This is a genomic window from Mucilaginibacter angelicae (assembly GCF_042434235.1).
Lineage (GTDB): Bacteria > Bacteroidota > Bacteroidia > Sphingobacteriales > Sphingobacteriaceae > Mucilaginibacter > Mucilaginibacter angelicae.
The window spans coordinates 287,159-312,410 of the sequence record NZ_JBHLTS010000020.1 but is presented as its reverse complement, the minus strand read 5'-3'; the positions used below and the strand labels follow the sequence as shown (position 1 = coordinate 312,410).

The following is a 25,252-nucleotide window of genomic DNA, read 5'->3' as shown; positions in this document are numbered from 1 at the left end:
CACTCATGAAAACACTCATTTTAGCAGCAGTTGCAGCTTTAACATTATACGGATGTTCATCTGCACCTCAAGCTCCAACAGCACCACCGCCGCCGGCCTTACCGGTTGCCACTATAGTAACAGGTACCGAAACTACTTACCAGGAATACCCTGCTTCAATTGAAGGTACTGTTAACGTAGAGATCAGGCCACAGGTAAGCGGCACTTTAGATAAAGTATTTGTTGACGAAGGCGCTTTTGTATCTGCCGGTCAGCCAATATTTAAAATTAACGAACAACCTTACCGCGCGGCTTTAAATAATGCTTTAGCAAGCTTACATGCAGCCGAAGCGGCTCAGGTAAACGCGCAATTGGAAGTTGAAAAATTAACACCGCTGGTTGCAAATAAAGTAGTTTCTGACTACCAGTTAAAAACTGCTAAAGCAGCAGCTGATGTAGCTAAAGCCAATATCGAATCGGCTAAAGCTAATGTAGCTACTGCGCAGATTAATGTAGGTTATACCTTAATAAAAGCTCCTGTAAGCGGCTATATCGGCAGGCTTGAAAAGAAACAAGGTAGCCTGGTTGCCCCGGCAGATGTTGCAGCACTTACCCAATTATCAGATGTTCATGATGTACACGTTTACTTTTCATTAGGCGAAAAAGATTTTGTTGCCTTTAAAGAACAATATCCTGGTATAAGCCTGAAAGATAAATTGAAAAATGTGCCATCAGTATCATTATTACTTGCTGATAATACAGAATACGCTAAACAAGGTAAAATAGATATCATCGACGGTCAGTTTGATAAAAACACCGGCGCTATTACCCTAAGGGCAAATTTCTCAAACCCCGACGGTCTTTTACGTTCAGGTAACACTGGCAAGATCCGTTTAAGCCTGAACCATAAAGATGCTTTGATCGTGCCTGAAGCATCAACTATTGAAATGCAGGATAAAGTATTTGTATTTATCGTTGGCGATAGCAGCAAAGTTAAAAAACAAGCCATCGACATAATTGGTAAATCAGGCGATCACTACCTGGTTAAAGACAAAGAGGCTATTAAAGCTGGCGACCAGATTGTGTTAGAGGGCATAGATAAACTACAGGAAGGTATGGTTATACAGCCTCAGCCTCAAAAAGCGGCAGACAAAGTAGCCGCTGTAGTAAAAAAATAATACATACACTTAAACTTTAAAGTCATGTTTCAGAAATTCATAGAAAGACCGGTACTCTCAACTGTTATCTCCATATTGTTGGTGATAGTGGGCGTGCTTGGTTTAACAAAATTGCCCTTAGAGCGGTTCCCTAATATTGCCCCTCCGGCAGTATTGGTATCTGCAGTATATCCGGGCGCCAATGCCGAGACTATTTTACGTTCCGTTACGCCTTCATTGGAAGAAGCGATCAACGGTGTGGAAAATATGACCTATATGACCTCTACTGCCAGTAACGACGGTACATTAGGTATCACCGTTTACTTTAAACAGGGTACTAACCCCGATCAGGCTGCTGTAAACGTTCAAAACCGTGTTTCACAGGCTTCAAGCCAGTTACCTGCCGAGGTTTTACAATATGGTATAACCACCACCAAACAGCAAAACAGCTTTATTGGTGCTATGGCTATCTATTCTGAGGATCCTAAAAAATACGATCAAACATTTGTAGCCAACTATGCACAGATCAATATCGTTCCGGAAATTAAACGTATTCCGGGTGTGGGTTCTGCCAGTATCTTTGGTGGTATCAAGGATTATTCTATGCGTATTTGGTTAAACCCTACCCAAATGGCAGCTTACAATGTTACTCCTGCCGAAGTAACTGCCGCTATACAGGACAAAAACCTGGAAGCAGCACCAGGTAGATTTGGCGAACGCAGTAACGAAGCATTTGAATATGTAATTAAATATAAAGGTAAACTTACCAAACCGGAAGAATATCAGAATATCGCCATCCGTGCAAATGCAGATGGTTCGGTATTACGTTTAAAAGACGTAGCACGTGTTGAATTGGGTGCTTATTCATATAACAGCGTAAGTAACCTGAACGGGCACGATGGTATCATTATCGGTATTATACAGTTATCCGGTTCAAACGCCAACGAAATTCAGATTGCGATTGACAAGCTGATGGAAAAAGCATCGAAAGATTTTCCTGTCGGCATTAAATACAATCAGTTCTATCGTACAAAAACCGACCTTGACGAGTCAATTAACCAGGTTGAGCATACATTGGTAGAAGCCTTTATATTGGTATTCCTTGTAGTATTTGTATTCCTGCAGGATTTCAGGTCGACACTGATCCCGGCTATAGCGGTTCCGGTTGCTATTATAGGTACGTTCTTCTTCATGAACCTGTTCGGTTTCTCTGTAAACCTTTTAACGCTGTTTGCATTGGTACTGGCCATCGGTATTGTGGTGGATGATGCCATTGTGGTGGTGGAGGCGGTGCATGCCAAAATGGAGCATGACCCAAGCCTTAGCCCTAAAGCGGCAACCACCGAGGCTATGCACGAGATTACCGGTGCAATTATATCAATTACGCTGGTTATGGCGGCGGTATTTTTACCGGTGAGTTTCATGACCGGTTCAACAGGGATCTTTTACCGGCAGTTTGCGTTAACCATGGCCATATCTATTGTTATATCGGCTGTTAACGCTTTAACTTTAAGTCCTGCTTTGGCTGCTTTGTTCTTAAAGAATAAACATACCCAGGATGGTCACGCTGCGCCGAAGCAAAGTTTTGTAGATAAATTTTACGCAGGCTTTAACGGCGGGTTCAATTATATGACCAACAGGTACGTTGGGGGCCTGAAAGTTCTGATCCGTAATAAATGGATCAGCATGGCCGGCCTTGCCTTAATAATTGTTGCTACCGTTTATATGGTAAACAAAACAAAAACAGGCTTTATTCCTACTGAGGATCAGGGCTTCGTGGCCATAGCCGTTAATACACCATCAGGTACTTCATTAGCAGGAACTAACAAGACCTTTAAACAGGCCGAAGATCAGTTGAAAACTTTACCATCAGCAAGGTTTGTTACCGCGCTGTCTGGTTTCAACTTCTTAACCCAATCCAGCAGTCCGTCAGCAGGTGTAATCTTCCTGTTGTTAAAACCTACAGACGAGAGGGGTGAGGTTAAAAATATCGATGCCATTCAAAATATAGTTAGGGGCAGGTTAGCAGGCATACCGGGCGGTACTTTCTTCGTGTTCAGTTTCCCAACTGTTCCGGGATTTAGTAACGTGGAAGCCTTGGACGTGATGCTGCAGGATAAAACCAACGGCAGGTTGGATAAATTTAGCGGCGTTGCCAATAACTTTATCGGCAAGCTGATGGCGAAACCGGCAATTGCTTACGCCTTTACTTCTTATAAAGCAGATTATCCTCAATTACAATTAGAAGTTGATGATGAAAAAGCTAATCAGTTGGGTGTAAGTGTTAAAGATATTTTGTCAACAATGCAGGCTTACTTTGGTACTGCACAGGCATCAGATTTCAACCGTTTCGGTAAATACTACCGTGTGGTTGTTCAGGCTGATATTGCCGACAGGACCGACCCTTCAGCTATCGACAGGGTATTTGTTAAAAACAAGGCAGGCGAAAATGTGCCAATCAATACCCTGGTTAAATTAACCCGTGTTTATGGCTCAGAAACAGCTTCACGTTATAACCTGTTTAACTCTATTGAAGTAAACGCAATCCCTAAACCGGGTTACAGCTCTGGTGATGCGATCAAAGCTATCCAGGAAACGGCTAAAGAGCAATTGCCAGCCGGTTTTGCTTATGAGTTCTCTGGCCAAACCCGTGAGGAAATTGCTTCAGGTGGTCAGTCAGCTATAATCTTCCTGCTTTGTTTGATATTTGTGTACTTCTTATTATCAGCACAGTATGAAAGTTATATCCTGCCATTGGCGGTAATACTTTCAATCCCTACAGGTTTATTTGGTGTGTTTATCGTATTAGGTTTAACCGGTATCGAAAACAACATCTATGTACAGGTAGCGCTGATCATGCTTATCGGCTTGCTGGCTAAGAACGCCATCCTTATTGTGGAGTTCGCGGTGCAAAGGCGCAGGGCAGGGCATGGCTTGGTTCAGTCGGCTATTGAAGCTGCCCAGCTCAGGATCCGTCCAATCATCATGACCTCAATGGCCTTCGTGTTCGGTTTGTTCCCGATGAGTATCGCAACCGGCCCATCTGCACAGGGTAACCACTCTATCAGTATTGGTGCCGCAGGCGGGATGGTTTCAGGCGTACTGTTTGGCTTATTCATTATCCCGGTATTGTATGTAATATTCCAGGGATTACAGGAAAGGATAAGCGGCAAACCAATACCTGCTAATCACGGCGATGCGCATGGTAATAAAGTAGCTGTATTAGAAACCGAAGTTTCAGCTTAATCAATTAAACATCAACAAAAGCTATCATGGGTTTTAAACCCGTGATAGTTTAAAAAGATAAAACAATGAAAAATATCATAGGCAGTTTAGCCATTGCACTGGTGGTGCTGGCAGGCTGTAAAGTTTCAAAAGATGTTGCTACACCTAAGGATGGCTTGCCTGAGAATTTCAGGAACGCGGTTACTACAGGCGATACCAGCAGCATTGCCGACTTGCAATGGAAAAACTTTTTTACCGATGCCGCCCTTCAGAAACTGATTGACAGCGCCATCGTTAAAAATTACGATATGCAGGTTGCGGTTAAAAATATCGAAGCCGCACAATTGCAGTTTAAACAGGTGAAATGGAATTATGTACCTACCGTTGGCTTAAATGTTACAGCAAGTACCAACCGTCCGTCTGATAACAGCGTTACCGGCTTAAGTATTTCACAGTATAATCTTGGTACCAAACATATCGAAGATTATTCGGCTAATTTGGCCCTTTCTTGGGAGGCTGATATCTGGGGTAAAATCCGCAGCCAAAATCGTGAAGCTTTAGCGCAGTACCTGCAAACTAATGAAGCAAAAAGAGCTGTTCAAACCAACATTGTATCAAGTGTATCGCAAGGTTATTATAACCTGCTGATGCTTGATGAACAACTGAATATTGCTAAGAAAAACGTAAAACTGAATGACAGTACCCTACGCATTATCAAATTGCAATACGATGCCGGACAGGTAACCCTTTTGGGCGTACAGCAGGCGCAGGCTCAGTTGGAGGCCGCTGCACAACTGGTGCCTCAGTTTGAGCGTGATATCACAGTTCAGGAAAATGGCCTGAGTATATTGGCCGGCAAGTTGCCTGATGCTATTGAACGTAATGTTACCCTGAATGATATTACCTTCCCTGAAACCCTTTCAACAGGCATCCCATCAGCTATGGTAAGCCGCAGGCCCGATGTACGGAGTTCTGAACTGGCGTTGAACATTGCCAACGCAAGGGTAGGCATTGCCAAAGCGCAGCTTTATCCTTCGTTAACCATCACCGGGCAGGGAGGTTTAAACTCATTTAAATCAAGTAATTGGTTTAATATTCCGGCTTCATTGTTTGGTACAGTTGCAGGTGGTATAGCACAACCATTGTTACAACACAAACAATTACGTACCCAATACGAAGTTGCTAAGGTTGATCGTGAAAAATCAGTGATCCAGTTCCGCCAGTCGGTACTGAATGCTGTAGGTGAGGTGTCTGATGCTTTGGTAAGGCTTCAAAAGCTTAAAGAGCAGCAGGCTATAGCCGCAAACCGTGTTAAAACATTGCAACAGGCTACAAGCAATGCCAGCATGTTATTTAAAAACGGCCTTGCCAACTACCTTGAAGTGATAACCGCACAGGGTAATGTATTACAAGGTGAGCTTGAGCTGGCTTCCATAAAAATGGCACAACTTAGCGCCAATGCTGAGCTTTACCGTTCATTAGGCGGCGGCTGGAAATAATCTTTATCTACCCCTATGAAAACGAAAACGGCTGATCATAATTTATGATCAGCCGTTTTGCATGTAATGGGTAATACGCTTCTTTGCATCTATTATGCCGCCTTTTTTTTTGTCGATGTTATATATTCATTTATAGTCAGCAATAAAACAGGTAACAGCAAACCTGCCAATAACGAAAAAAAATATACTGACAACGATTTATAAATCATTGATCCCCGTATGTTGGACTTTTCAGTTATAGTAATCCCCGGGTGAGGGTTCTGTGTGCCTGATCCATGTAATAACCTGTTGTACTGTTGTTGTTTGCCCTTAATTGCGGCATTTATTTGAGCCAGCGAATCATTTAGCTGCAATGATAAAAATGATGCTATTGATTTTGAATTTTTTGGTTGTTCCACATTTTTTGGCTGCTCAATATCTTTAGGTTGCTCAATATCCCTGGGTTGGCGGGCATCTCTAAGTTGACGAGCATCCCTGATTTTTTGTTCCTTTAGCGTTATGCTGTTAACGAGTGCTTCCTTTATGGAGTTAATTTCGAGTTTGAAAGCGTAAACGCTTGCTTCGGCATTGTCTGAGTCCTGCTGTACCCGCTGTTTAGCAAGCTGTGCTTTATTAAAATCCTGTATGAGTGCTTCGATACGGTTGTCGTTAACATGATAATCGTCTGGTATTAAAACAAAAGGGTCATTAGGTTTTAATGCATATGACTTAACGGCAGTAAGTGTATTTAAGCCGGCTCTTTCTTTTTCAGTAAACTCAGCCTGCACCGGTACGGGCCTCGGCTTTGGTTTCGGCAATGGCCTTGGCTTTTTGATGTTATTCAGTATGGCTTGCTGTTCGCGGTATTTATCGGCCATTGCTTTATAGTATGTTATACTGTCATTTAATTTAGTAAGCAATGAGCTGTCAACAACCGCCGGTTTGCCGGGTAAATCTGTTTTGGTATATTGGGCGTTAACAACTTCTACAAGCTTATTCAAAAAATCCTGTCCCTTTTGAGCATTATCTGCATTTAAGCTCAATTCAAAACTGTTACCGCTCAAAATTTTTGCATCCAAAATTTTACTGAAATGTTCAGTTAAGTTGGCAGAGGTAGTGAGTTTTACTGTTAACGGTGGTTGCACAGGCTTAAAGGCAGGCCCTTTTACTATCATATAATCTAAAGAGCCGTATTTAACCGGGTGGTATAAAGGTATATCAGTGAGTACGTTGTTTTGATCGATCCTGCAGACACTGCCATTGATTAAATTAATAGTGATTTCAGTTGGTGAATTATAGGTGCTTCCCTTTCCAAGCATGAATTTAATGGGCAACGAATCGCCGTAAATCTCTGTTGTTGTAAAAGTTCCCTTGCGATAGTAGCTCACCTGAAACCCTAACTCATTTACCGCTTTTTCTATCGCGGCTTCAGAACGCAATTCATTAATTGCAGTTATTGGTAATTGCCAATCGCCGGCAGTGGCCAACTCCATCTTCACTTTGTATTTGGGGGATGAAAAAAGTAAATAAACTGAAGCTGCTGCAACAAAAATTACTACCGAGGTAATAATTAAATATTTGTTGCGGAATAACAGGCCTGAAATATTCCTTCCCGCCTCTTTGATGCGAGCCTGGTTCATAGAATATAGTGGTTGTGTTTGATGTAAATTGCTGTAATTTAGTAATTTGCATCTGATTTAGAACGCTCGTTTTGCGGTTTGTTCTTTTGTGTTTTGGTAATTTTAGTGATTTTCGTAACGCTTCACATACTGATATAGCTAAACTTCACAATCATATCTCAAAAATTGTAAAGAAATGTATACAACTCTCAGTATGCATTGATAGATGATTTCGTGAGGGATTGATGATCTTACGAATAACAGACGGCCTGGTTTGTGATTTAAACACTTTGTTACAAACAAATTACCCTGTTTTTGAAAGAAAATTCATATCATAGCAGCCCCAAACTATTTGAGTTGTTGTTGAATGAAATTTAAAATCGCACTTGTATTCCTTTTGTTTTCCGGCTACTTGCGGGCGCAAAATGTCAATATAATTCCTCAGCCTAAGTCTGTTATTAACGGTACCGGGCAGTTCACTTTTAGTAATCACAGCACCGTTGGCGTAAATGATGCTTCGTTATTGCCTATAGCACGCTATTTTCAAAAGCAGGTAAGCCAGTCGGCCGGTTTTACGCTTGCGGTTGATAATAAAGATGCAGGCAGTGTTATTCATTTGCTTTTAACCAATGGCGATCCTACCGCCGGTGCATATTCCCTTAAAATTGTTGCCAATGAAATTACCATCTCCTCATCAAACCGCGACGGGGTATTTTATGGGGTGATCTCCTTGCTGCAAATGATCAAAGATCAGCCTCGTGGCGAAACTATCAACCTCACATCTTTAACCATTACCGATACCCCGCGTTATCAATGGAGGGGATTAATGCTGGATGAATCGCGTCACTTTTTTGGGATGGAAAAGGTTAAGCAGATCCTTGACTGGATGGCCTATTACAAACTGAACAAATTTCACTGGCATTTAACCGATGCACAGGGCTGGCGTTTGGAAATCAAAAAATATCCTAAACTAACGCTAATTGGTGGAATAGGTAATTACAGTGATTCATCTGCCGATCCGCAATATTATACCCAGGCTCAGATCAAAGAGATCATTGCTTATGCTGCTGAAAGGTATATAACCGTGATACCTGAAATTGATATGCCGGGCCATGCTACGGCAGCCAACAAGGCATACCCGCAATTTAGCGGCGGCAGTGTTGAAGGTTATCCTAATTTTACTTTTAACCCCGCAATCGATAGCACCTACCAGTACCTTGGTAATATCATCAAAGAAACTAACGCATTGTTTCCGGCTAAGATGGTGCACCTGGGTGGTGATGAGGTAGTATTGGGCGTGAAAGCCTGGTCACTTAACCCTTCAATTGCCGGATTTATGCAGAAGAATAATTTTGCTGATGTGGCCGAGCTGGAGCGTTATTTCTTTAAACGGGTGGCTGATACCGTTACCAGCTTAGGCAGTAAAATACTGGCATGGGATGAGGCTACAGGCACAAACCTGCCTGCCGATAAAACCATTATTTTTTGGTGGAGACAAAATTTACCCGGGCAGCTGCATTTAGCTATCCAAAAAGGCTACCAGGTGGTGCTTTGCCCGCGTTTGCCAATGTATTTTGATTTTGTGCAGGATGCCGATCATATCTCCGGCCGTAGGTGGAAAGGTGTATACAACACTGTAGGCAGTGTTTATGGCTTCCCCGAAAAACAATTGCAAGCTAATGAAGACCTGCAATCCAAACAGATCATAGGGGTACAAGCCAATATCTGGACAGAGATGATAGGTTCTGAAAAGCGCCTTGATTTTATGCTGTTCCCGCGTATAGCCGGTTTGGCTGAGGCTGGCTGGACAGCCCCCGAACTTAAGGACGAAGAGGCTTTCAATAACCGTTTAAAAGCGAGCATCAAGATCTACGATGCAGCCGGTGTTTATTATTTTAACCCTTTTGATAAGTTTTTCCATGATGAGGCTATTGATTTTGGCCCCAAAATCAGAAAAATGGAAAGACCGGCAGATCAGAATATTGATGATGAAGGTTACCGTCCAAGAAGAAGGCATGGACGGTCGTCTAAAAAGAGCAGTCATTCGTCAAAACATTCGTCTTCATCATCGAAACATTCATCGTCTAAAAAATCATCGTCTTCAAAAAAATCGTCATCATCGGGCAAAAGCCAAAAATCTTCACATAAAAAAAGGAAATAGCCATTAACAGGTTATTTCCTTTTTGAAATTACTTCCGGATCTTATTATCTGTAAGTAGATAAGTGAGTGGTTTTAATGCTCAGGACAAACGACTTGCCAACACTTATTTTTACATTTTTTTCTTTTAAAAGCGCTTTGATGGCTTCGTCAGCTTTAAGGAGTTCGTACAGGTCACGCGCCACTGCCGATCCGCTGATGTTGTTGGTAACCTTGCCATTTTCCATATTAATGTTAAAGGTATAACCAGATTTGCCCCTGCTGCCGGCCGCTTCAAAATCAGTTATGTTTAACTTAAACTGCTGCTCTTCCTGCAGGCTTCTTTTCAAGTGCAGGCGTATTACAGGCATGTACTTTTGCCATGTGCTCAAATAATTTCTTTCGTCCATATTGTGTTTGTAAAAAGCGAAAGCCCTCGTAAAATACAGATACAAGGGCTTCGGTTATCGGGTTAAGGAGCTTGTTAAATCTCCCGGCATAAATGCGTTGTAATTAATTAGCTTATTATAACGGCTAATTTTTATGAGTTTCAAAGTTACCTAAATAAAACGGGTAAAACAGGATGTATCTGATAGTTTGTTTTTACGCGCACCAATAAACAATAAAAGCCTGTTTGAATACATTGTAGTGGTGAATTAGGGGTAAGGCTTAATGCTTTTTAAAGGCAATTGATATCTCCCGATTTGTAAATACCGTAAATTGCAACCATCATTAAACCGCATTTACATGAGCCTTTTTAACCGCTGCCGGATTATCCTTTCTGTTTTTTTTACACTGTTTTGCTGCCTTTGCAAGGCCGAACCTGTTTTTTACATGAACCAGGTGGCTTATGATGCCCGGGGGGCAAAAACTGTTGTTGTGCGTAACGATACCAAATTTGTGCCTGGCATACTTTTCGCATTACAAAACCTGAAAGGTAAGGTTGTATATATTGCCCAGTTAAAAGGGCCATTAAAGCTGGAGGAATGGGATAAGAATGGATATTTTTACCAGGCCGACTTTTCGGAGTTTAAAGCAGAGGGGAAATATAAGGTTTACATTGGTACCAAAGACTTTCATTTCCAGTCCGATTGGTTTGAGATAAAAGAGAATGCACTGGCGGTAACCACTATTCCGTCGGTATTGAGTTACTACAACAGGCAACGCGCCAACACACCAACCGAATGGCAGGCTGATTCGGTTGTTAAACTTTACGGCAGTGAGAAGACAGTTGACCTGCGTGGCGGCTGGTGTGATGCCTCGGGCGATGTAAGTAAGTACTTTTCGCATTTGGCTTATGCCAATTTCGTATCGCCGCAGCAAATACCGCTGGTAACATGGTCAATGATCAATACAGTACAAACCGCGCCGCGTTTACTAAATAAACTGGGTAGCTATGACGGCATGGTGAACGAGGCGCTTTGGGGTGCCGATTACATGATGCGGGCCTTATCAAAGGACGATTATTTTTACATGATCGTATTCAGTTACTTTAATAAAGATCCCAAAGCAAGGCGTGTTGTGGGGCTGAAAGCAAATAGCGTTACTACCGATGAATACCAGGCTGCTTTTCGTGAGGGTGGGGGCATGGCCATTGCTTCACTGGCGCGGATCTCGCAGTTGAAAAAGGACGGCGATTTTAAATCTTCCGAATACCTGGCCGCTGCCAAACGGGCCTTTGCGCATTTATTGGCTAACAATACCAAATATGATGACGACGGCAAAGAAAATATCATTGATGATTACTGTGCCCTGATGGCAGCTGCCGAATTATGGATAGCTACCGATAGTACCCTGTACCGCGATGAAGCCCGCAAACGTGCGCAAAACCTTAACAAGCGAATGAGCCCTGCCGGTTATTTTATAGCCGATGATGGTGACAGGCCTTTCTGGCACGCGGCCGACGCCGGCTTACCTGTTATTGCCTTGTGCAGGTACTTGGATAAGGAAAAAGAAGCTGCTGATCGCACAGCGGCATTATCAACCATAAAAAGGGCTTTGGATTATAATCTGACGGTAACGGATAATGTAGATAACCCATTTGGATATGCGCGGCAGTCGTTTAAATTCAGGGGCGCTGTTAAAGATGGCTTTTTTATCCCGCATGAAAATGAAACCGGCTGGTGGTGGCAGGGCGAAAATGCCCGCCTGGGTTCGCTGGCTACGGCGGCATTGGTAGGCGGACGGCTGGTATATCCTGAAAAAGGAGGCTGGGGCGTAAAAAAAGAACTGGCCGAATACGCATCACACCAAATAGCCTGGGTTTTGGGATGTAACCCATATCAAATGTGTTTTATGTACCAGTATGGTAAAAACAATGTGCCATACATGAGCTCGAACTTTGGGCATGGATCGGGCAAAGGCGGTATTTCTAACGGCATCACCGGAAAAAAAGAAAACCCCGACGGCAGCGGCATCGATTTTAAAATGAAAGATGATGGCAACGAATGGCGCTGGACAGAGCAATGGTTACCGCATGCCGCCTGGTATTTACAGGCGGTTACGGCAATGGCTGCGCAACAGTAATCAGGGGCTGGCATTTTTTATACCTCAATTTGTCATATTCGCTACCCGGTTCCTTATCTTCATTCAATTAAGTTTGTATTGAAATTAAAACCAATGCAGATGACACAGACAGATATTGTTGGCCAGTACGCCACCGTTAACGGCCTGAAAATGTATTATGAAATTCATGGCAGCGGTTTCCCGTTGGTGTTGATCCACGGCGGCGGTTCGGATATCGGCGTCACATTTGGAAGGGTGCTACCTATATTGGCTCAAAGCCACCGGGTTATCGGGATAGATATGCAGGCCCATGGACGTACGCCAGACAGGGGCGTACCTACTTCATTTGAACAGGACGCAGACGATGTTGCAGCTTTACTGAAAAGCCTGGGTATTAACCAGGCCGATATTTTCGGTTTCAGCAACGGTGGTAATACCGCTATGCAGGTAGCTATAAGGCACCCTCACCTGGTACATAAAATAGTGATCGCCTCTTCCTTTTACAAGCGTGATGGCTTCGACGCCTGGTTTTGGGACTTTATGCCTAATGCGAGTCTTGATAATATGCCCAAGCCTTTGCAGGAGGCTTTCCTTGCCATAAACAACGACCCTGCCGCTTTGGAAATAATGCATAACCGCGACCGTGACCGAATGCTGGCTTTTGAAGATTGGAGTGATGACACCATTCGTTCAATCACGATGCCAGCTTTGGTTATAGCCGGGGATAATGATGTGATCAGGCCTGAGCACACCCTTCAGTTATACCGTACGCTCCCTAACGCCCAACTCTGTATATTGCCTGCCGGGCATGGCGATTATATAGGTGAGATAGAAGAGATCCGCGAAAATGAAAACTATCCTGCTGTAACTATTATTGAAGAATTTTTGACTAAGGCAAAAGCTTAAGCTTTTGCCCTGGTTTCTTTGCGTATAACAGGGGCCACTTTTGTACCGTAAAGCTCAATAGCTTTTAAAATATCCTTGTGTTTGGTAAAGCCAGTAACCAGCTGTGCTACAAAGCGGGTATTGCCAAATAACTCGTATTGCTGCATGATCTTATCAATAGCCTGCTGCACATCGCCAACTACCAATGGGCCAAAATCGCGAAGGTATTCAAATTGTTCCCGGGTCATGGGCGACCAGCCCCTGTCGCGGCCAACGCGGGTCATCAGTGCTTCGTAACTTGGATAAAATTCGTCGGCTGCCTGCTGTGAATTCTCGGCAACGTAAAACTGCGAGCTGATAGCCAATTGCAGCTTGCTTACATCGTGCCCGGCCTTGGCCGCCGACTCGCGGTAAAGCTCAACAAAAGGTATAAAATGTTTTGGAGCACTGCCTAATATGGCGATGATCAGGGGCAGGTTAAGTGAACCGGCCCTTTTAGCAGAGGCAGGTGTACCGCCAACACCAATCCAAACCGGGATTTCCTGCTGCAGCGGGCGAGGGTATACGCCCTGGTTCCTAACCGGTGCCCGGAAATTGCCTTTCCACGAAACAATTTCCTGCTTGTTGATCTGCAGAAACATTTCAAGTTTTTCGGTGAACAACGCATCGTAATCATTCAGGTCGAAACCAAAAAGCGGAAATGATTCAATGAACGAACCGCGGCCGGCTATCATTTCAACACGGCCGCCCGATACCAGATCGGCAGTAGCGAAATTTTGAAATGTACGCACCGGGTCTACTGAGCTCAATACAGTAACCGAGCTTGACAGTCGGATGTTTTTGGTGATAGCTGCCGCCGCGGAAATCAATATTTCGGGTGCCGAGATCACAAAATCAGGCCGGTGATGCTCGCCGAAGGCATATACATCTAAACCAACCTCATCGGCCAGCTTTACTTCTTCCAATAATTCCTGCACCCGTTTGTGGGCGTTTACGGCGTTGCCGCTTGTTCCGTCGGGGTGTACCTCACCAAAGGTGCTTATACCTAATTCCATTTTTAATTATAAAGATCGGCTGCGTTAAGCTCTTTCTTTTCAAAACTTCCGGGCGCGGTAACATATACTTTAAGCGGCGCTGCACGTTGCCGGTACCTGCCGGTTGGCGGCGGCGGTGCGTTGTATATATACTTTACCTTTATTTGATGAAAACCTTTTGCCAGCGGCAGCGCGTATTCAGCTTCAGTTAGTTGCACACCATCAATAAATAGCTGGCTGGCGGCATAGTTTGCAAGGGTAAAGTTATAAGTACCGTCGGCTAAAACGTTCACATAACCGTCATAAACCACGCCAAAGTTAGGGTTGTCTTTTTTCAGAGGCTCGGCATCCGGTATATTGCTGATTGATGAATCCTGTGAGGTAACATAGTTAAGCTGATCGGGCGAAGTGAACGTGTTTTTTGCCCATTTATATTTAAGCCCCTGTTTGTTGGCTGTGTAATTTACCGCAGGGAATGGCGCTTTATTATACATTAAAGTGCGGGTAGCTATGCTCCGGCGGCCGGATGGGGTGATCACCCTTGTCCGCAATTCGCGTTTTTCGTTTTGTGGGATGGAGAACGTGATAGGGCCATCATATTGCAGGTCAGTATCCAGCGGGTCGCGGCCGTTTAAGGTATAATAGATCTTAGCGCCGGGTACAACCGATTTTAATGTGTAAACAAAATGAGGGCCTACAACCATGGTATCGATAGTAGTTAAGGCAATTGGTACTCGGTAATTGTAGTTCATAGCATCAAGCCTTGCAAAATGTTTGGCCAGCCTTACTTCAGAGAAATTGGTATAGTCTTTATTAGCAGGCTGGGTCCAGGCTACTTCAGATAGGGCGAAAACCCTTGGCATAATCTGGTATTGAAGCTTGGCTACTGTAGGTACATATTCTGTCCACAGGTTGCCTTGCGTGCCGATCACGTATTTCTGCTCATCAGGAGTCAACTGTTTTGAAACCGGATCATAATTATAAGTTTCCTGCAAAGTGGCGTAACGGCCAAATGATACCGGCTCCTGCGGCGAGCTGCTTTGATAATGGTCAAAGTAGTTACCAGTAGTTTGCGGGGTCATGATCACGTTATGTTTTTGGCGGGCGGCGTTAATGCCACCTTCTTCGCCCTGCCAGCTCATTACGGTGGCGTTGGGGGCAAGGCCGCCTTCTAAGATCTCATCCCAGCCAATAATACTGCGGCCTTTTGAATTGATGAATTTTTCTATCCGTTGTATAAAATAGCTTTGAAGCTCTTTCTCATCTTTCAACCCCTTTTCCTTCATTAAAGCCTGGCAAAATGCCGATTGCTTCCAGGGTTCTTTACCGGCCTCATCGCCACCTATGTGGATGTATTTGCTTGGGAAAAGCGCCATTACTTCGGTAAGTACATCCTCCAAAAAGGTAAATGTTTGCTCGGTAGGGCAGTACAGGTTATTGATATCGCGAGGTGCTTTCTGGCCAACTACAGTATCACATTTAAACTCGGGATAAGCACGCAAAGCAGCTTCAGAGTGAGCAGGCATCTCAATCTCGGGAATAACGTTGATGTAACGATCGGCTGCGAATTTTACCACATCTTTAATTTGATCCTGGGTGTAAAAGCCGCCATAGCTAAGCGAATCGGGCCAGTCGCGGTTGTTACCAAACATGGTTTGCTGGCGGAAAGCGCCTATTTGGGTTAGTTTAGGATATTTTTTGATTTCGATACGCCATCCTTGGCCATCAACCAAATGCCAGTGGAAAGTATTGAGTTTATAGGAGGCAATAAGCTCGATCACTTTTTTTACCTGCGGAATTGTGAAAAAATGACGCGATACATCCAGCATCATACCCCGGTAACCAAAGCGCGGTGAATCTTCAATTACGGCGCAAGGTAATTGGTAAGCGGTCGCGTTTTCAACCGGGAAAAGCTGCAGCAAGGTTTGGATACCATAAAACAAGCCCGCATCCTTACCAACAATAATGATATTGCGCGGCGTAATGGTAAGCTTATAGCCTTCCTTTGGTAGTTTATTTGCTCCTTTTGCGGTTAGGATCAAGCCCTTGCTTTTTGTCGCCTTAAGTTTTGAATTGTATTTGGCTATTTTAATATTCAGGTGCCGGTTCTCCTGCAGATAGTCCTTCAACCATAAAACAGCTTTATCTTTTGGATTGTCGGCTTTAATTGATGTAAGCGGAGTAAAGGTGAATGTGCCGCTGCTTTTAGTGATTGAGGCAGGAGCAGGGATGATACCTAAATGCGGGTCATCTGTATTGGCTTGGGCCGACACTTTGTTGGCTTGAATTAAAAAAATGAAAACGCTTATAAAAGCAACGAGTTTGGGCAGGTACTGCGGTTTAAAATTCATACGAGCGTGGATGATGAGGTGAAAGGATAAATTTAACCATTATCCTAAGCTGTAATAGTGTTAAAGCTTATGTAACAAACAATTGACGTTTAATCGTACCCCACATAATCCCAGGCGCTTTGATAACCGTTCAGTTGTTCGGCATAGCTGATCATATCTGCATAAAAAGCCGAAGACGCCAGGGTGGAGCTATCCCCGATCATCACCAGTTTTTTGCGGGCGCGGGTCATGGCCACATTCATACGGCGAATGTCATTCAAAAAGCCGATCTCGCCTTCGGTATTACTGCGGGTAAGGCTGATGTAAACCACATCACGTTCCTGCCCCTGGAAACTGTCGATGGTATTGACCGCAATTTTATCAGCATAAATCAGCAAATCCGGCGACTCCAATAGCAATTGGTTTAAAACCCTGATCTGTTCCTTGTATGGGGAAATAACTGCAATAGTTGGGAAGTTTTCTGCCTGATAATACCCGGAGAGTTCACTAACCAGTTTGTGAAGGTGTTTGAACAGAAAGGCTGCCTCTTCAGGATTTGCCGTGCTGGTGCCTTCTTGTTTTTCATCGTAACCACAGCCTGCAGTATCAACAAAACTAAGCGCGACATCCCCCGGAAACAGTAAGCACTTTGCTACCGATTCATGAGCTTTTAACCTGTTACTATAAAACTCTTTTGACGAAAAGCCCATAATAGCCTCATTCATGCGGTATTGTTCTTCAAGCAATACAACTGCTTCAGGATACAGCGCAGCGCATTTTTCGAGCAGGGTAGTGCTCAGCCCATCTTTAGCTGCCTGTTGCGATTTGATAGTAGGAGGGAGCTGCAAATGATCGCCGGCAAGGATCACTTTTTGCGCTTTCGATATCGGGATCCAGCAGGCGGGTTCAAGGGCCTGCCCGGCTTCGTCAATAACTACTGTGTGGAATTTTAAATTGCGGATGGTATAGTGGTTGGCGCCTACAAGTGTGGCCGTAATAATTTGTGCTTTGCTGATCAGGTCTTCGGTAATAAATTGTTCGGTTTTATCCACTTCTTTAATGAGCTGGTGCGCTGCATCAAAAAGCGCCTTGCGCTGGTCGCGCTCGGCTTTGCCAAAGTTGCGCTTGTATTTGTGCGCCATGTTCTTGTATTCGGAAGCTTGCTTTTTAAGCTTTTTGATCTCCTTCATATCGGCATGGGTGCTCACCTTACTATCTAAAGTTAAGGCCATCAGCTTTTCGGATACCCTTGCCGGGTTACCTATACGCAGTACATTTAAACCCTCGGTGCTTAGCTTTTCGCTCAGGAGATCGACAGCGGTATTGCTTGGCGCTACCACCAGGATTTGCTGCTTGTTTTGCTTTATAAGTGCTTTAACAGCCTGTACAAGGGTGGTTGTTTTACCCGTACCCGGAGGCCCGTGAACAACGGCAAGCTCCTGCGCATCAACTATTTTTTGAACGGCCTGTTGCTGTGACGCATTTAAGCCATTAAGGGGGTAATGAATTGTTTCGGGGATAAAAGCTGGTGCAGTTTGCCCGGTAAGTACGCGGGTAAGGTGGCCTTCTTTATTATCGTCAATGAGTTTAGCAGCCAGTTTGAGCGCCTTTTGCATTTCATCATAGCTGTTATCATCAAACAGCAGGTCGATGCCGAGCTTGCCGTTGCGGCTCCAGTCGGGTAGCTCATCGGTATTAAGGGTTAGTTTGAGCCTGTTACCACCCTGGTAAGTTACAGTGCCATTTACACGGTCGGTTTTGGCATCATGGTTTGAAAACAATGCCGCCGAAGCCCCAAACCTAAACTGGTGACTAAGATCCTGGTGCGAAGGCCGCTCAACCTCCACAGTGAGGTAATCGCCCCTGCCTATTTCGGTACCCTTTATAGCTATGGGATACCATGTTAGCCCCGCTGCCCTGCGTTCGGAGGCTGAAGATGTTTCAGTTAGTTTAAGATAGGCCTGGCGGTCTTCATTCTGCTCAGTTTGTAACAGGTTAAGCAGCTTTTTAAAATAGTCCATTTGCAAAGGTAAAGTTTAACCCCGGCTTTTAGATAATACCATAAAACAGAAAAGGGAACCCGCAGGTTCCCTTTTCTGTTTTATTAGTAATTTATTGTTACCAGTTAGAAGCCGATTTTAACTCAATACCGGCTGCATTCCTGGAAAGTTCTTCATTTATCTTACCTAAAAAATGCCTTGTTAATGGTTTGGAGATAAAGCTTTTAACAAATGGGTATGATTTGATCCGCTTCTGATCAGCAGGATCAACAGAGTTTGAAATAATATAAACCGAAACCGGTTTTACCAGCGAACGGTAGATGTTATTGAACAAATCTAAGAACTCCCAGCCATCCATTACGGGCATATCAAGGTCAAGGAAAATAATATTAGGGATCTCTGCATTTTTATTACGGTTGATGTATAGTGCTTTATAAACAGGCTCAGGGTCCATATAAAAGCTTGCATTTAACCAGTTATCCTTCAATATGCTTTTAACCGTTTCATGAAAAATGATGTCATCATCAATAATAGCTACCGAACGGTTCTGGTCGTCTTTAATAAGGTTGAGGATATCTTTTTTGATCTCTATAAGCAACGGTGATAAAAGTTCCGCGCCGCATTCAATGCAATTCAGTGTACGTGATAATGCTACTTCGAGAGGTACTTGTATTGACAGGCAGGTAGAATCGTTATATATAGAGGCAGCACAATCTTTATTAAAGCAATAACATGTGATTTTTTCGGTGTTGGTCATAGTGAAGGTCGTATTTATCTTGTTCATTTTAAATTGCCTCAACATTGATGCCCTTTTGTTTGTTTGTAATTAAATAATTACAAAATGTTTCCTTTTCTTGCGGGGATTGATAAGGTATTGTGTTGTAATTTATTGATATTGAGCGTCTTAAACTGTAAAACGAGATGCGTCGTTTTTTGCATTTCGATAAAAGATACTTGCATCAGCAATTATTTTAAATATAAAGAAGATTGACTATAGATGCAAGTGTGTTTTTTTATACCTCATATGTACATTTAAAATAACAACTTACTCAGTTATTTCGCAGGTTAGTATGAAAAAAATTGTTTTAAACAGTATTTGAACTCCGAATGTATATCGAACGCAGGGAAATCGCTTTTAAAACACGTGGCACCTAACGGAGCCAATATATTGGGGGCAAAATGTCTATAAGCACAATGCTCCTCCGGAGTGTCCTATCAATTGCTTAAAACTCCGGAGGAGTATCGTGTTTATAGGAAATGAATGGAAACTTTAAGGCCCCGTGCTTGCTATTGATTTTAAAAGCGATTTCTCTGATATCGAACGAAGATGAAAACCACAGCGACTTTTTTTTGTTATATTGGTACAATAAACTATTAACATGAGCCGATCAACCAGCATTTTATTTTGCATGTTTCTTTTATTGGTGTTACAGGCTTGTCAAAGTAACCGGCAGGCAAATAACTACAATAAAGCACTGGTAGATGATAACGGTTTACTGTTTCTCAAAAGCGGTGAAGAATCAACCCTTGCATCTGTAAAAGCATCGGGTTTGGCCATTGCAAATTCAAAGAACCAGCGGGTTATCCAGTTTGCCAAACTGATGATTGATGACCATACCATGCTGGCCGATGATTTCAAGAAACTCAAAACTGATAATCAGATTGCCGATTCGGTTGTTATCAGCCCAATCCATCAGCAAATGATCAATGATCTTGATATAAAGAAAGCAGGGGCGTTCGACAGGGCCTATATACAAATGGTTATTAATGATCATACCGATCAGATAGCTTTATATAAAACAGTAGGGCAAGATAAGAAAAATGCCTCCCTGGCCGATTTTGCCAACAAAATGCTGCCCGCTTTACAGGCACATTTAGATACTGCAAAATTTATCAGTACAACCTTAAAATAGTTTTAACTGTTGCTGAACAGGCGGCTGCGCTTTACCAAAAACCGTACGACCGCCATATTTCCATGAATCGTTGCGCTCCTTTTCAATAACCTTATCAAAATTGGCATTAGGGATGAAATCCTTCTCGGCGTTTTCGGCTATTTGGGATAAGCGTTTAATGGCTTCATTTTTATCATTGTTGCCCATTTTGGCTTTATGGATAGCCGTTTGCAGGGTATTTAATGTTTCGTCGTAAACTTTGGTAGGTACAGGGAAAGGGGCACCATCCTTACCACCATGTGCAAATGAAAACCTTGCCGGGTCTTTAAAACGCGATGGTGTACCATGGATCACTTCGCTTACCAAAGCCAATGATTGCAGCGTGCGCGGTCCTAAGCCTTGCAGCAATAACAAATCTTCAAAATCTTTGGGTTGCTTTTCGTGAGCCAGCCATAGTACAGCACCAAGGCGTTTCAGGTCGACGTCCTTGGCATACACTTCATGATGGTTGGGCATTACCAGCTTGCTGATCTCCCTGATCATGATGCCGGGGTTTTCAGCAGCAATCTGCATAACGCCATTGCGTGAACTATCGGCTTCCTTGTCTGTCATGTTCAGGATATAGCCGTTATTTTTCCCGTAGATAAAAGTATGCGGATCATCAACAAAAGAACTTAATTGTTCCGAATGCCAATGGTAACGGCGGGCGGTACTGCTGGCATCGCTCATACCTTGCTGCACTACGGCCCATTTGCCGGTATCGCTTAAAATAAAATTATGGGTATAAAGCTGGAAGCCATCCTGAATGGCAGTATTATCAACCTTGGCGCTCAGCTTGCTGCATTTTACCAGGTAATTACCATCGAGCCCGGTTGTTTCGCCAATCTTTAAAAGTTCGGCAGGGGTTTGTTTGGAGTGTTTGCCTTTACCACCGCAAATATAAATACCCAGGTCGCGGCTATGCGGGTTAATGGATTTTTTCAAAGCCCCCATCACAGATGTGGTTATACCTGATGAGTGCCAGTCCATCCCCATAACAGCCCCCAGGCTCTGAAACCAAAATGGGTCACTTAACCGCCGAAGTACTTCATCCTTCCCGTAATCCATCACAATGGTTTCCACCACAGCAAGGCCAAGCTTAGCCATCCGTTCGGCAAGCCATTGTGGTACATAGCCATAATGTAAAGGTAAGTCAGCACTGCCTGATCGCTTCATGCTAACAAAGTTAGTAATAAAAGCGAAACCCTGATGCGCTTGATTAAAGGATTATTTGATAATAAAAGAACCTTGATTTGCTTGATTGAAAGATTTCCGGATAAAACTGACGTTATCTATCAAGTAATCCTTTAATCCTAAAAATCATGGTTCTGTTTAATCTTCCTCAGCCTCACCAACGTACAGCTCATCAATGTCTGCGGCGTATTTCTTTTCTATTACTTTGCGTTTGGCTTTCATGGTAGGGGTGATCTCGCCGTCTTCCATACTGAAAGGGTTACGTTTTACTTTGAATGATTTGATGCGTTCAAACTTAGCCAGTTCATGGCTGTATTTGCGGATGTCGGCACCAATCCAGTCTACTATTTCTTTATCCTCAACAAATACTTCCGGGCGTTCAAAAAAATCATTCTGGAGGTTAAAGGCTTCCTGCAGGGTTTCGCGGGCGGGAACAATGATGGCGGCTATATATTCACGTTTATCGCCTACTAAAAATACTTGTTCAATTTTAGGGCTTTTGAGGTAAGTATTTTCCACCGGAGTTGGGTAGATATTTTTACCGTAAGCGTTAACCAGCATGTTTTTAAGGCGGTCGGTGATCTGGAGGTTTCCGCGAAAGAAACGGCCGATATCGCCGGTATGGAACCAGCCGTCATTATCAATAACTGTAGCGGTTTCTTCAGGCTTGTTCCAGTAGCCTTTCATTACACAATGACCGCGTACAATAATTTCGCCTTCTTCGGTAAGGGTATCTCCTTTAAAATTATCGTGTGTTTGGATGGAGTAGATCTGTTTGGTATCCACGTTTTGGATGGCCACTTCAATGCCGGGAATAATACGGCCTACGGTACCGTATATCACCCTGTGGCGCTCAGTAACAGCCATTACCGGCGAAGTTTCGGTTAAGCCAAAGCCCTCTAAAATCACAATACCCAGATCGCCAAAGAACTCGCCGATGTTTTTCGGCAAGGCCCCACCGCCTGATACCATGAATTTCAGCTGCCCGCCTGTTTTATCCTTGATTTTGCTGAATACCAGTTTTTCGGCAATGCCGTGCTGTGCTTTCAGGATCACGCCCGGCGATTTGCCGGCCTCTTGTACAAGGCGTACTTTTTTACCAATCTCAAATGCCCAAAGGAAGATCTTTGTCTTTAGCCCGCCTGCCGATGTTCCGCTTTTGATGGCCTTGTCGTGAATGCGTTCCAGTAATCGGGGTACGCAACAAAGTATGGTAGGCTTTACCTCGGCCATGTTCTTAGCCAATAGCTCCAAACTTTGAGCAAAGGCAATTTGCGAACCCTTGTAAATAGCTATATGATAAATAGTACGCTCAAATACGTGCGACAAAGGAAGGAACGACAGGAACCTGTCTGTTTTTTCAACAAACGGGATCTGGATGAGGCTGTTGATCGCATTTTGCGTAAGGTTATGATGGGTTAGCACTACCCCTTTAGGCACACCTGTAGTGCCCGAGGTATATATGAGGCATGAAGTATCGGTTGTTAAGATGGCTTCGCGCGCTGCGTTAATAGCGTGGCGATATTGCTCAACCAGGACTTTACCTTCGGCAATTACCTGATCAAAGCCAACAACACCGGCATTTAAGTTTACCTTATCGCTGAATTTTTCAAAATCATCAAAAGCAGGGATCAGGCGGATTAATTCGGGGCAGTTGTTTGCCACTTTTAATACCTTTCTGAACAGGAAGGGGTTACCGCAAATGATGGTGCGGGCGCCCGAATCGTTCAGGATATACTCAATCTCGTTTTCGGTAAGGGTAGGGTATATAGATGTATTAACCGCGCCTATCTGCTGCAGGGCCTGGTCGTAATAAACATAGTTTGGGCCGTTTTCGATAATGAGCGAAAGCCTGTCGCCTTTTTTGATGCCGATATGCAGGAACCAGGCCGAAATAGCATCTACTTTTTCTAAAACTTCACCGTAGCTGATCTCAACCCAGGTATCGTTAACTTTATGAAGCAGGAAGGTATGATCTAAGGAGTGGATATTAGCAACGGTATTTCGAATGAAACCCGGAACGGTTGAAAGCTCGGTATTGTTAGTCATTTATATAATCGGATATTGTAAGCAAATCTAATCCTATTTTTTATAAATAAAACAATGACACAGCTATTTGACAAAAGCTCTTGTTTACTTTTTGCTGATGTAAGTTTATGATGGAAGTTACTAACTTGGGCTAAAACACACACCATGAAAATAATTATTATAGGTGCTTCAGGTACCATTGGTAAAAAGGTTACTGAGGCATTACAAGGAAATCACGAGATTATCACCGCCGGTTCAAAAAGCGGCGATTTTCAGTTGGATATTAACTCCCCCGAATCTATTGAAGCATTTTACAAACAGGTTGGTTCGTTCGATGCATTAGTAAGCACTACCGGGTCGGGACATTTCGGTCCGTTAACAAGTACAACGCCTGCTGATTTTAAAAAAGGTATTGAAAGCAAGTTGCTTGGGCAGGTAAACTTAGTACTGATCGGTCAGCATTATATTAATACCAAAGGTTCGTTTACGCTTACATCGGGTATCCTGTCCGAAGACCCGGTGATCAACGGCGCTAACCTTGGTACAATTAACGGAGGGTTAAACGCTTTTGTGCTTGCTGCGTCTATTGAACTTGAAAAAGGGATCAGGATCAATGCCATAAGCCCTGGCGTTGTAGAAGATTCGCCTGGCTACTTTGAATATTTTCCCGGTCATATCCCCGTTACCATGGATAAGGTAGCTAATGCTTACGTTAAAAGTGTACTTGGCGCTGTTACAGGACAGGTGATCAGGATTTTTTGAGAAAGCTGGAAAAGACTTACGAAGTTTTTAAAACTTCGTAAGTCTGACATTTTGGTAGTGTCTCAGATTAAATAATTTATTTACTGGCTTTTAAATATCTTTACCTTTGTTATATGAGCAAACAAGTGAGAAGAAGAAGTAAAGATATAAACCAGGTAGCTAAGTCAGTACTGGATAAAGTTATAGCTATAACAGAATCTGAGCACCCAAAAGGGAAGGTTGAAATAAAAGTCAGTAAAGAAGAAGGCAAGAAATAAGAAACTATCGATTTAATTGTGATTGATTTTCCAATCCAAGTGGGTCCCTAAATGCTGTATCGCTTGGCGTTTTTATAGTGTCTACTGCTTGATCAGAAATATTGTTTTCTACTACGTTAGCAGGTTTGTTCTCCCAGAAATTTCCTATTAAGCCAAAATATCGTTTTGTACCGGCTTTATATATACTAAAAAAGAAGAAATTATATTCTCTTCCACAGCGTATATCTGGATAATGAATTTTTGATTTTTCAAAAGATAGGAATTCTGATCTCCCCGGATTGGTTAAAAGGAGAAATGTGGCGGATACTAATAAACTCCTTTTTAGATATGATCTATAGGTATAATTCTTATAAAATCTTAGTTTAAATTTTATAAGTCTTTTAGCATAATCAGCTGTTGTTTCATCTGGGGATTTAGTGGGTTTCTTTAAATCATATTGCTGGATTGCATGATATCTGGTGCCTATGATCCATCCAAATACTTCATTTAGCCAGTTCGTGAATTCGTACCACATTAGCCAATAAGGTTAAGCTGCCATAAGCCCCTACCTGGCGTTTTAAAATAAATAAGCGTGGGGCCTCACCAGTCACCACGCCCGACCAAGAGCGTACATACGAAAGTGATAATCCCCACGCCGTAGCGTAAGCACATCATTCCCTCGTACGTTTAGTTGAATTTGGTCGGTTCGGTGACTAAAACGAGTTCGCTAATAAATAATTACAACAAATATA

Annotated in this window: 18 protein-coding genes; 9 read left to right on the top strand and 9 right to left on the bottom strand. The window is 43.2% G+C overall.

All coding sequences use genetic code 11. The features are described 5' to 3' along the window. Positions 1–5: 5 nt before the first annotated feature. The 3 genes from ACFFGT_RS09565 (at position 6) to ACFFGT_RS09555 (ending at position 5,860) form a co-directional block, all read left to right on the top strand. Positions 6–1,157 carry an efflux RND transporter periplasmic adaptor subunit gene (locus tag ACFFGT_RS09565; protein ID WP_377022296.1) on the top strand — a complete coding sequence of 384 codons (1,152 nt, stop codon included), beginning with the start codon at positions 6–8 and terminating at the stop codon, positions 1,155–1,157. A 24-nt stretch (positions 1,158–1,181) separates the two neighbouring features. Beyond that, a complete protein-coding gene (locus ACFFGT_RS09560; RefSeq protein WP_377022295.1) occupies positions 1,182–4,382 on the top strand; it encodes an efflux RND transporter permease subunit in 3,201 nt (1,066 codons plus the stop codon). Between the two features lie 65 nt (positions 4,383–4,447). Then, complete coding sequence (locus ACFFGT_RS09555) at positions 4,448–5,860, top strand: efflux transporter outer membrane subunit (RefSeq protein ID WP_377022294.1); 1,413 nt, start codon at positions 4,448–4,450, stop codon at positions 5,858–5,860. A 92-nt stretch (positions 5,861–5,952) separates the two neighbouring features. Here ACFFGT_RS09555 and ACFFGT_RS09550 read toward each other — a convergent pair whose 3' ends face one another. After that, positions 5,953–7,479, bottom strand: coding sequence for a hypothetical protein (locus ACFFGT_RS09550; protein WP_377022293.1), 1,527 nt, complete (start codon positions 7,477–7,479; stop codon positions 5,953–5,955). A 346-nt stretch (positions 7,480–7,825) separates the two neighbouring features. Here ACFFGT_RS09550 and ACFFGT_RS09545 point away from each other — a divergent pair, with 346 nt between their 5' ends. Further along, positions 7,826–9,619, top strand: a complete 1,794-nt coding sequence (locus ACFFGT_RS09545) for a beta-N-acetylhexosaminidase (RefSeq protein ID WP_377022292.1) — start codon at positions 7,826–7,828, stop codon at positions 9,617–9,619. Between the two features lie 44 nt (positions 9,620–9,663). On the opposite strand, the gene ACFFGT_RS09540 is transcribed toward ACFFGT_RS09545, so the two are convergent. Continuing rightward, the gene (locus ACFFGT_RS09540) at positions 9,664–10,005 is read right to left on the bottom strand and encodes a hypothetical protein (RefSeq protein WP_377022291.1); all 342 of its coding nucleotides are present in this window, start codon (positions 10,003–10,005) and stop codon (positions 9,664–9,666) included. Positions 10,006–10,342: 337 nt separating this feature from the next. On the opposite strand from ACFFGT_RS09540, the gene ACFFGT_RS09535 reads away from it, so the two are divergent. Further along, positions 10,343–12,121, top strand: coding sequence for a glycoside hydrolase family 9 protein (locus tag ACFFGT_RS09535; RefSeq protein WP_377022290.1), 1,779 nt, complete (start codon positions 10,343–10,345; stop codon positions 12,119–12,121). 99 nt (positions 12,122–12,220) lie between these two features. Next, entirely contained in the window at positions 12,221–13,006 is a 786-nt protein-coding gene (locus tag ACFFGT_RS09530) for an alpha/beta fold hydrolase (RefSeq protein WP_377022289.1), read from the top strand. Here ACFFGT_RS09530 and ACFFGT_RS09525 read toward each other — a convergent pair. The 4 genes from ACFFGT_RS09525 to ACFFGT_RS09510 form a co-directional block, all read right to left on the bottom strand. Further along, entirely contained in the window at positions 13,003–14,040 is a 1,038-nt protein-coding gene (locus ACFFGT_RS09525) for an LLM class flavin-dependent oxidoreductase (protein WP_377022288.1), read from the bottom strand. The genes ACFFGT_RS09530 and ACFFGT_RS09525 overlap by 4 nt on opposite strands. A gap of 2 nt (positions 14,041–14,042) precedes the next feature. Beyond that, the gene (locus ACFFGT_RS09520; protein WP_377022287.1) at positions 14,043–16,370 is read right to left on the bottom strand and encodes a family 20 glycosylhydrolase; all 2,328 of its coding nucleotides are present in this window, start codon (positions 16,368–16,370) and stop codon (positions 14,043–14,045) included. Between the two features lie 89 nt (positions 16,371–16,459). Beyond that, positions 16,460–18,370: an AAA domain-containing protein gene (locus ACFFGT_RS09515; protein ID WP_377022286.1), complete on the bottom strand. Its 1,911-nt coding sequence runs from the start codon at positions 18,368–18,370 to the stop codon at positions 16,460–16,462. Positions 18,371–18,467: 97 nt separating this feature from the next. After that, entirely contained in the window at positions 18,468–19,133 is a 666-nt protein-coding gene (locus ACFFGT_RS09510; protein WP_377022285.1) for a response regulator, read from the bottom strand. Between the two features lie 595 nt (positions 19,134–19,728). Between ACFFGT_RS09510 and ACFFGT_RS09505 the strand changes: the two genes are divergently transcribed. Next, positions 19,729–20,262 (top strand): DUF4142 domain-containing protein, encoded by a 534-nt coding sequence (locus ACFFGT_RS09505; protein ID WP_377022284.1) that lies wholly within the window; start codon positions 19,729–19,731, stop codon positions 20,260–20,262. Here the strand turns inward: ACFFGT_RS09505 and ACFFGT_RS09500 are convergent. Both ACFFGT_RS09500 and ACFFGT_RS09495 read right to left on the bottom strand, forming a co-directional pair. Beyond that, positions 20,254–21,456 (bottom strand): DUF763 domain-containing protein, encoded by a 1,203-nt coding sequence (locus ACFFGT_RS09500; RefSeq protein WP_377022283.1) that lies wholly within the window; start codon positions 21,454–21,456, stop codon positions 20,254–20,256. The genes ACFFGT_RS09505 and ACFFGT_RS09500 overlap by 9 nt on opposite strands. Before the next feature lie 156 nt (positions 21,457–21,612). Continuing rightward, positions 21,613–23,523, bottom strand: a complete 1,911-nt coding sequence (locus tag ACFFGT_RS09495) for an AMP-dependent synthetase/ligase (protein WP_377022282.1) — start codon at positions 23,521–23,523, stop codon at positions 21,613–21,615. A gap of 144 nt (positions 23,524–23,667) precedes the next feature. On the opposite strand from ACFFGT_RS09495, the gene ACFFGT_RS09490 reads away from it, so the two are divergent. Beyond that, positions 23,668–24,264 carry a short chain dehydrogenase gene (locus ACFFGT_RS09490; protein WP_377022281.1) on the top strand — a complete coding sequence of 199 codons (597 nt, stop codon included), beginning with the start codon at positions 23,668–23,670 and terminating at the stop codon, positions 24,262–24,264. A 113-nt stretch (positions 24,265–24,377) separates the two neighbouring features. After that, the gene (locus ACFFGT_RS09485; protein WP_377022280.1) at positions 24,378–24,521 is read left to right on the top strand and encodes a hypothetical protein; all 144 of its coding nucleotides are present in this window, start codon (positions 24,378–24,380) and stop codon (positions 24,519–24,521) included. Between the two features lie 4 nt (positions 24,522–24,525). Here the strand turns inward: ACFFGT_RS09485 and ACFFGT_RS09480 are convergent, their stop codons facing one another. Next, the gene (locus tag ACFFGT_RS09480) at positions 24,526–25,035 is read right to left on the bottom strand and encodes a hypothetical protein (protein WP_377022279.1); all 510 of its coding nucleotides are present in this window, start codon (positions 25,033–25,035) and stop codon (positions 24,526–24,528) included. Positions 25,036–25,252 lie beyond the last annotated feature (217 nt).

Excerpts from the sequence above, each read along its gene's own strand:
- ACFFGT_RS09545 (WP_377022292.1), top strand. The coding sequence starts at position 7,826 with ATGAAATTTAAAATCGCACTTGTATTCCTTTTGTTTTCCGGCTACTTG.
- ACFFGT_RS09505 (WP_377022284.1), top strand. The coding sequence starts at position 19,729 with ATGAGCCGATCAACCAGCATTTTATTTTGCATGTTTCTTTTATTGGTG.
- ACFFGT_RS09495 (WP_377022282.1), bottom strand. The coding sequence starts at position 23,523 with ATGACTAACAATACCGAGCTTTCAACCGTTCCGGGTTTCATTCGAAAT.
- ACFFGT_RS09485 (WP_377022280.1), top strand. The coding sequence starts at position 24,378 with ATGAGCAAACAAGTGAGAAGAAGAAGTAAAGATATAAACCAGGTAGCT.
- ACFFGT_RS09560 (WP_377022295.1), top strand. The coding sequence starts at position 1,182 with ATGTTTCAGAAATTCATAGAAAGACCGGTACTCTCAACTGTTATCTCC.
- ACFFGT_RS09520 (WP_377022287.1), bottom strand. The coding sequence starts at position 16,370 with ATGAATTTTAAACCGCAGTACCTGCCCAAACTCGTTGCTTTTATAAGC.
- ACFFGT_RS09555 (WP_377022294.1), top strand. The coding sequence starts at position 4,448 with ATGAAAAATATCATAGGCAGTTTAGCCATTGCACTGGTGGTGCTGGCA.
- ACFFGT_RS09525 (WP_377022288.1), bottom strand. The coding sequence starts at position 14,040 with ATGGAATTAGGTATAAGCACCTTTGGTGAGGTACACCCCGACGGAACA.
- ACFFGT_RS09510 (WP_377022285.1), bottom strand. The coding sequence starts at position 19,133 with ATGAACAAGATAAATACGACCTTCACTATGACCAACACCGAAAAAATC.
- ACFFGT_RS09480 (WP_377022279.1), bottom strand. The coding sequence starts at position 25,035 with ATGTGGTACGAATTCACGAACTGGCTAAATGAAGTATTTGGATGGATC.
- ACFFGT_RS09515 (WP_377022286.1), bottom strand. The coding sequence starts at position 18,370 with ATGGACTATTTTAAAAAGCTGCTTAACCTGTTACAAACTGAGCAGAAT.
- ACFFGT_RS09490 (WP_377022281.1), top strand. The coding sequence starts at position 23,668 with ATGAAAATAATTATTATAGGTGCTTCAGGTACCATTGGTAAAAAGGTT.
- ACFFGT_RS09530 (WP_377022289.1), top strand. The coding sequence starts at position 12,221 with ATGACACAGACAGATATTGTTGGCCAGTACGCCACCGTTAACGGCCTG.
- ACFFGT_RS09540 (WP_377022291.1), bottom strand. The coding sequence starts at position 10,005 with ATGGACGAAAGAAATTATTTGAGCACATGGCAAAAGTACATGCCTGTA.
- ACFFGT_RS09535 (WP_377022290.1), top strand. The coding sequence starts at position 10,343 with ATGAGCCTTTTTAACCGCTGCCGGATTATCCTTTCTGTTTTTTTTACA.
- ACFFGT_RS09565 (WP_377022296.1), top strand. The coding sequence starts at position 6 with ATGAAAACACTCATTTTAGCAGCAGTTGCAGCTTTAACATTATACGGA.
- ACFFGT_RS09550 (WP_377022293.1), bottom strand. The coding sequence starts at position 7,479 with ATGAACCAGGCTCGCATCAAAGAGGCGGGAAGGAATATTTCAGGCCTG.
- ACFFGT_RS09500 (WP_377022283.1), bottom strand. The coding sequence starts at position 21,456 with ATGAAGCGATCAGGCAGTGCTGACTTACCTTTACATTATGGCTATGTA.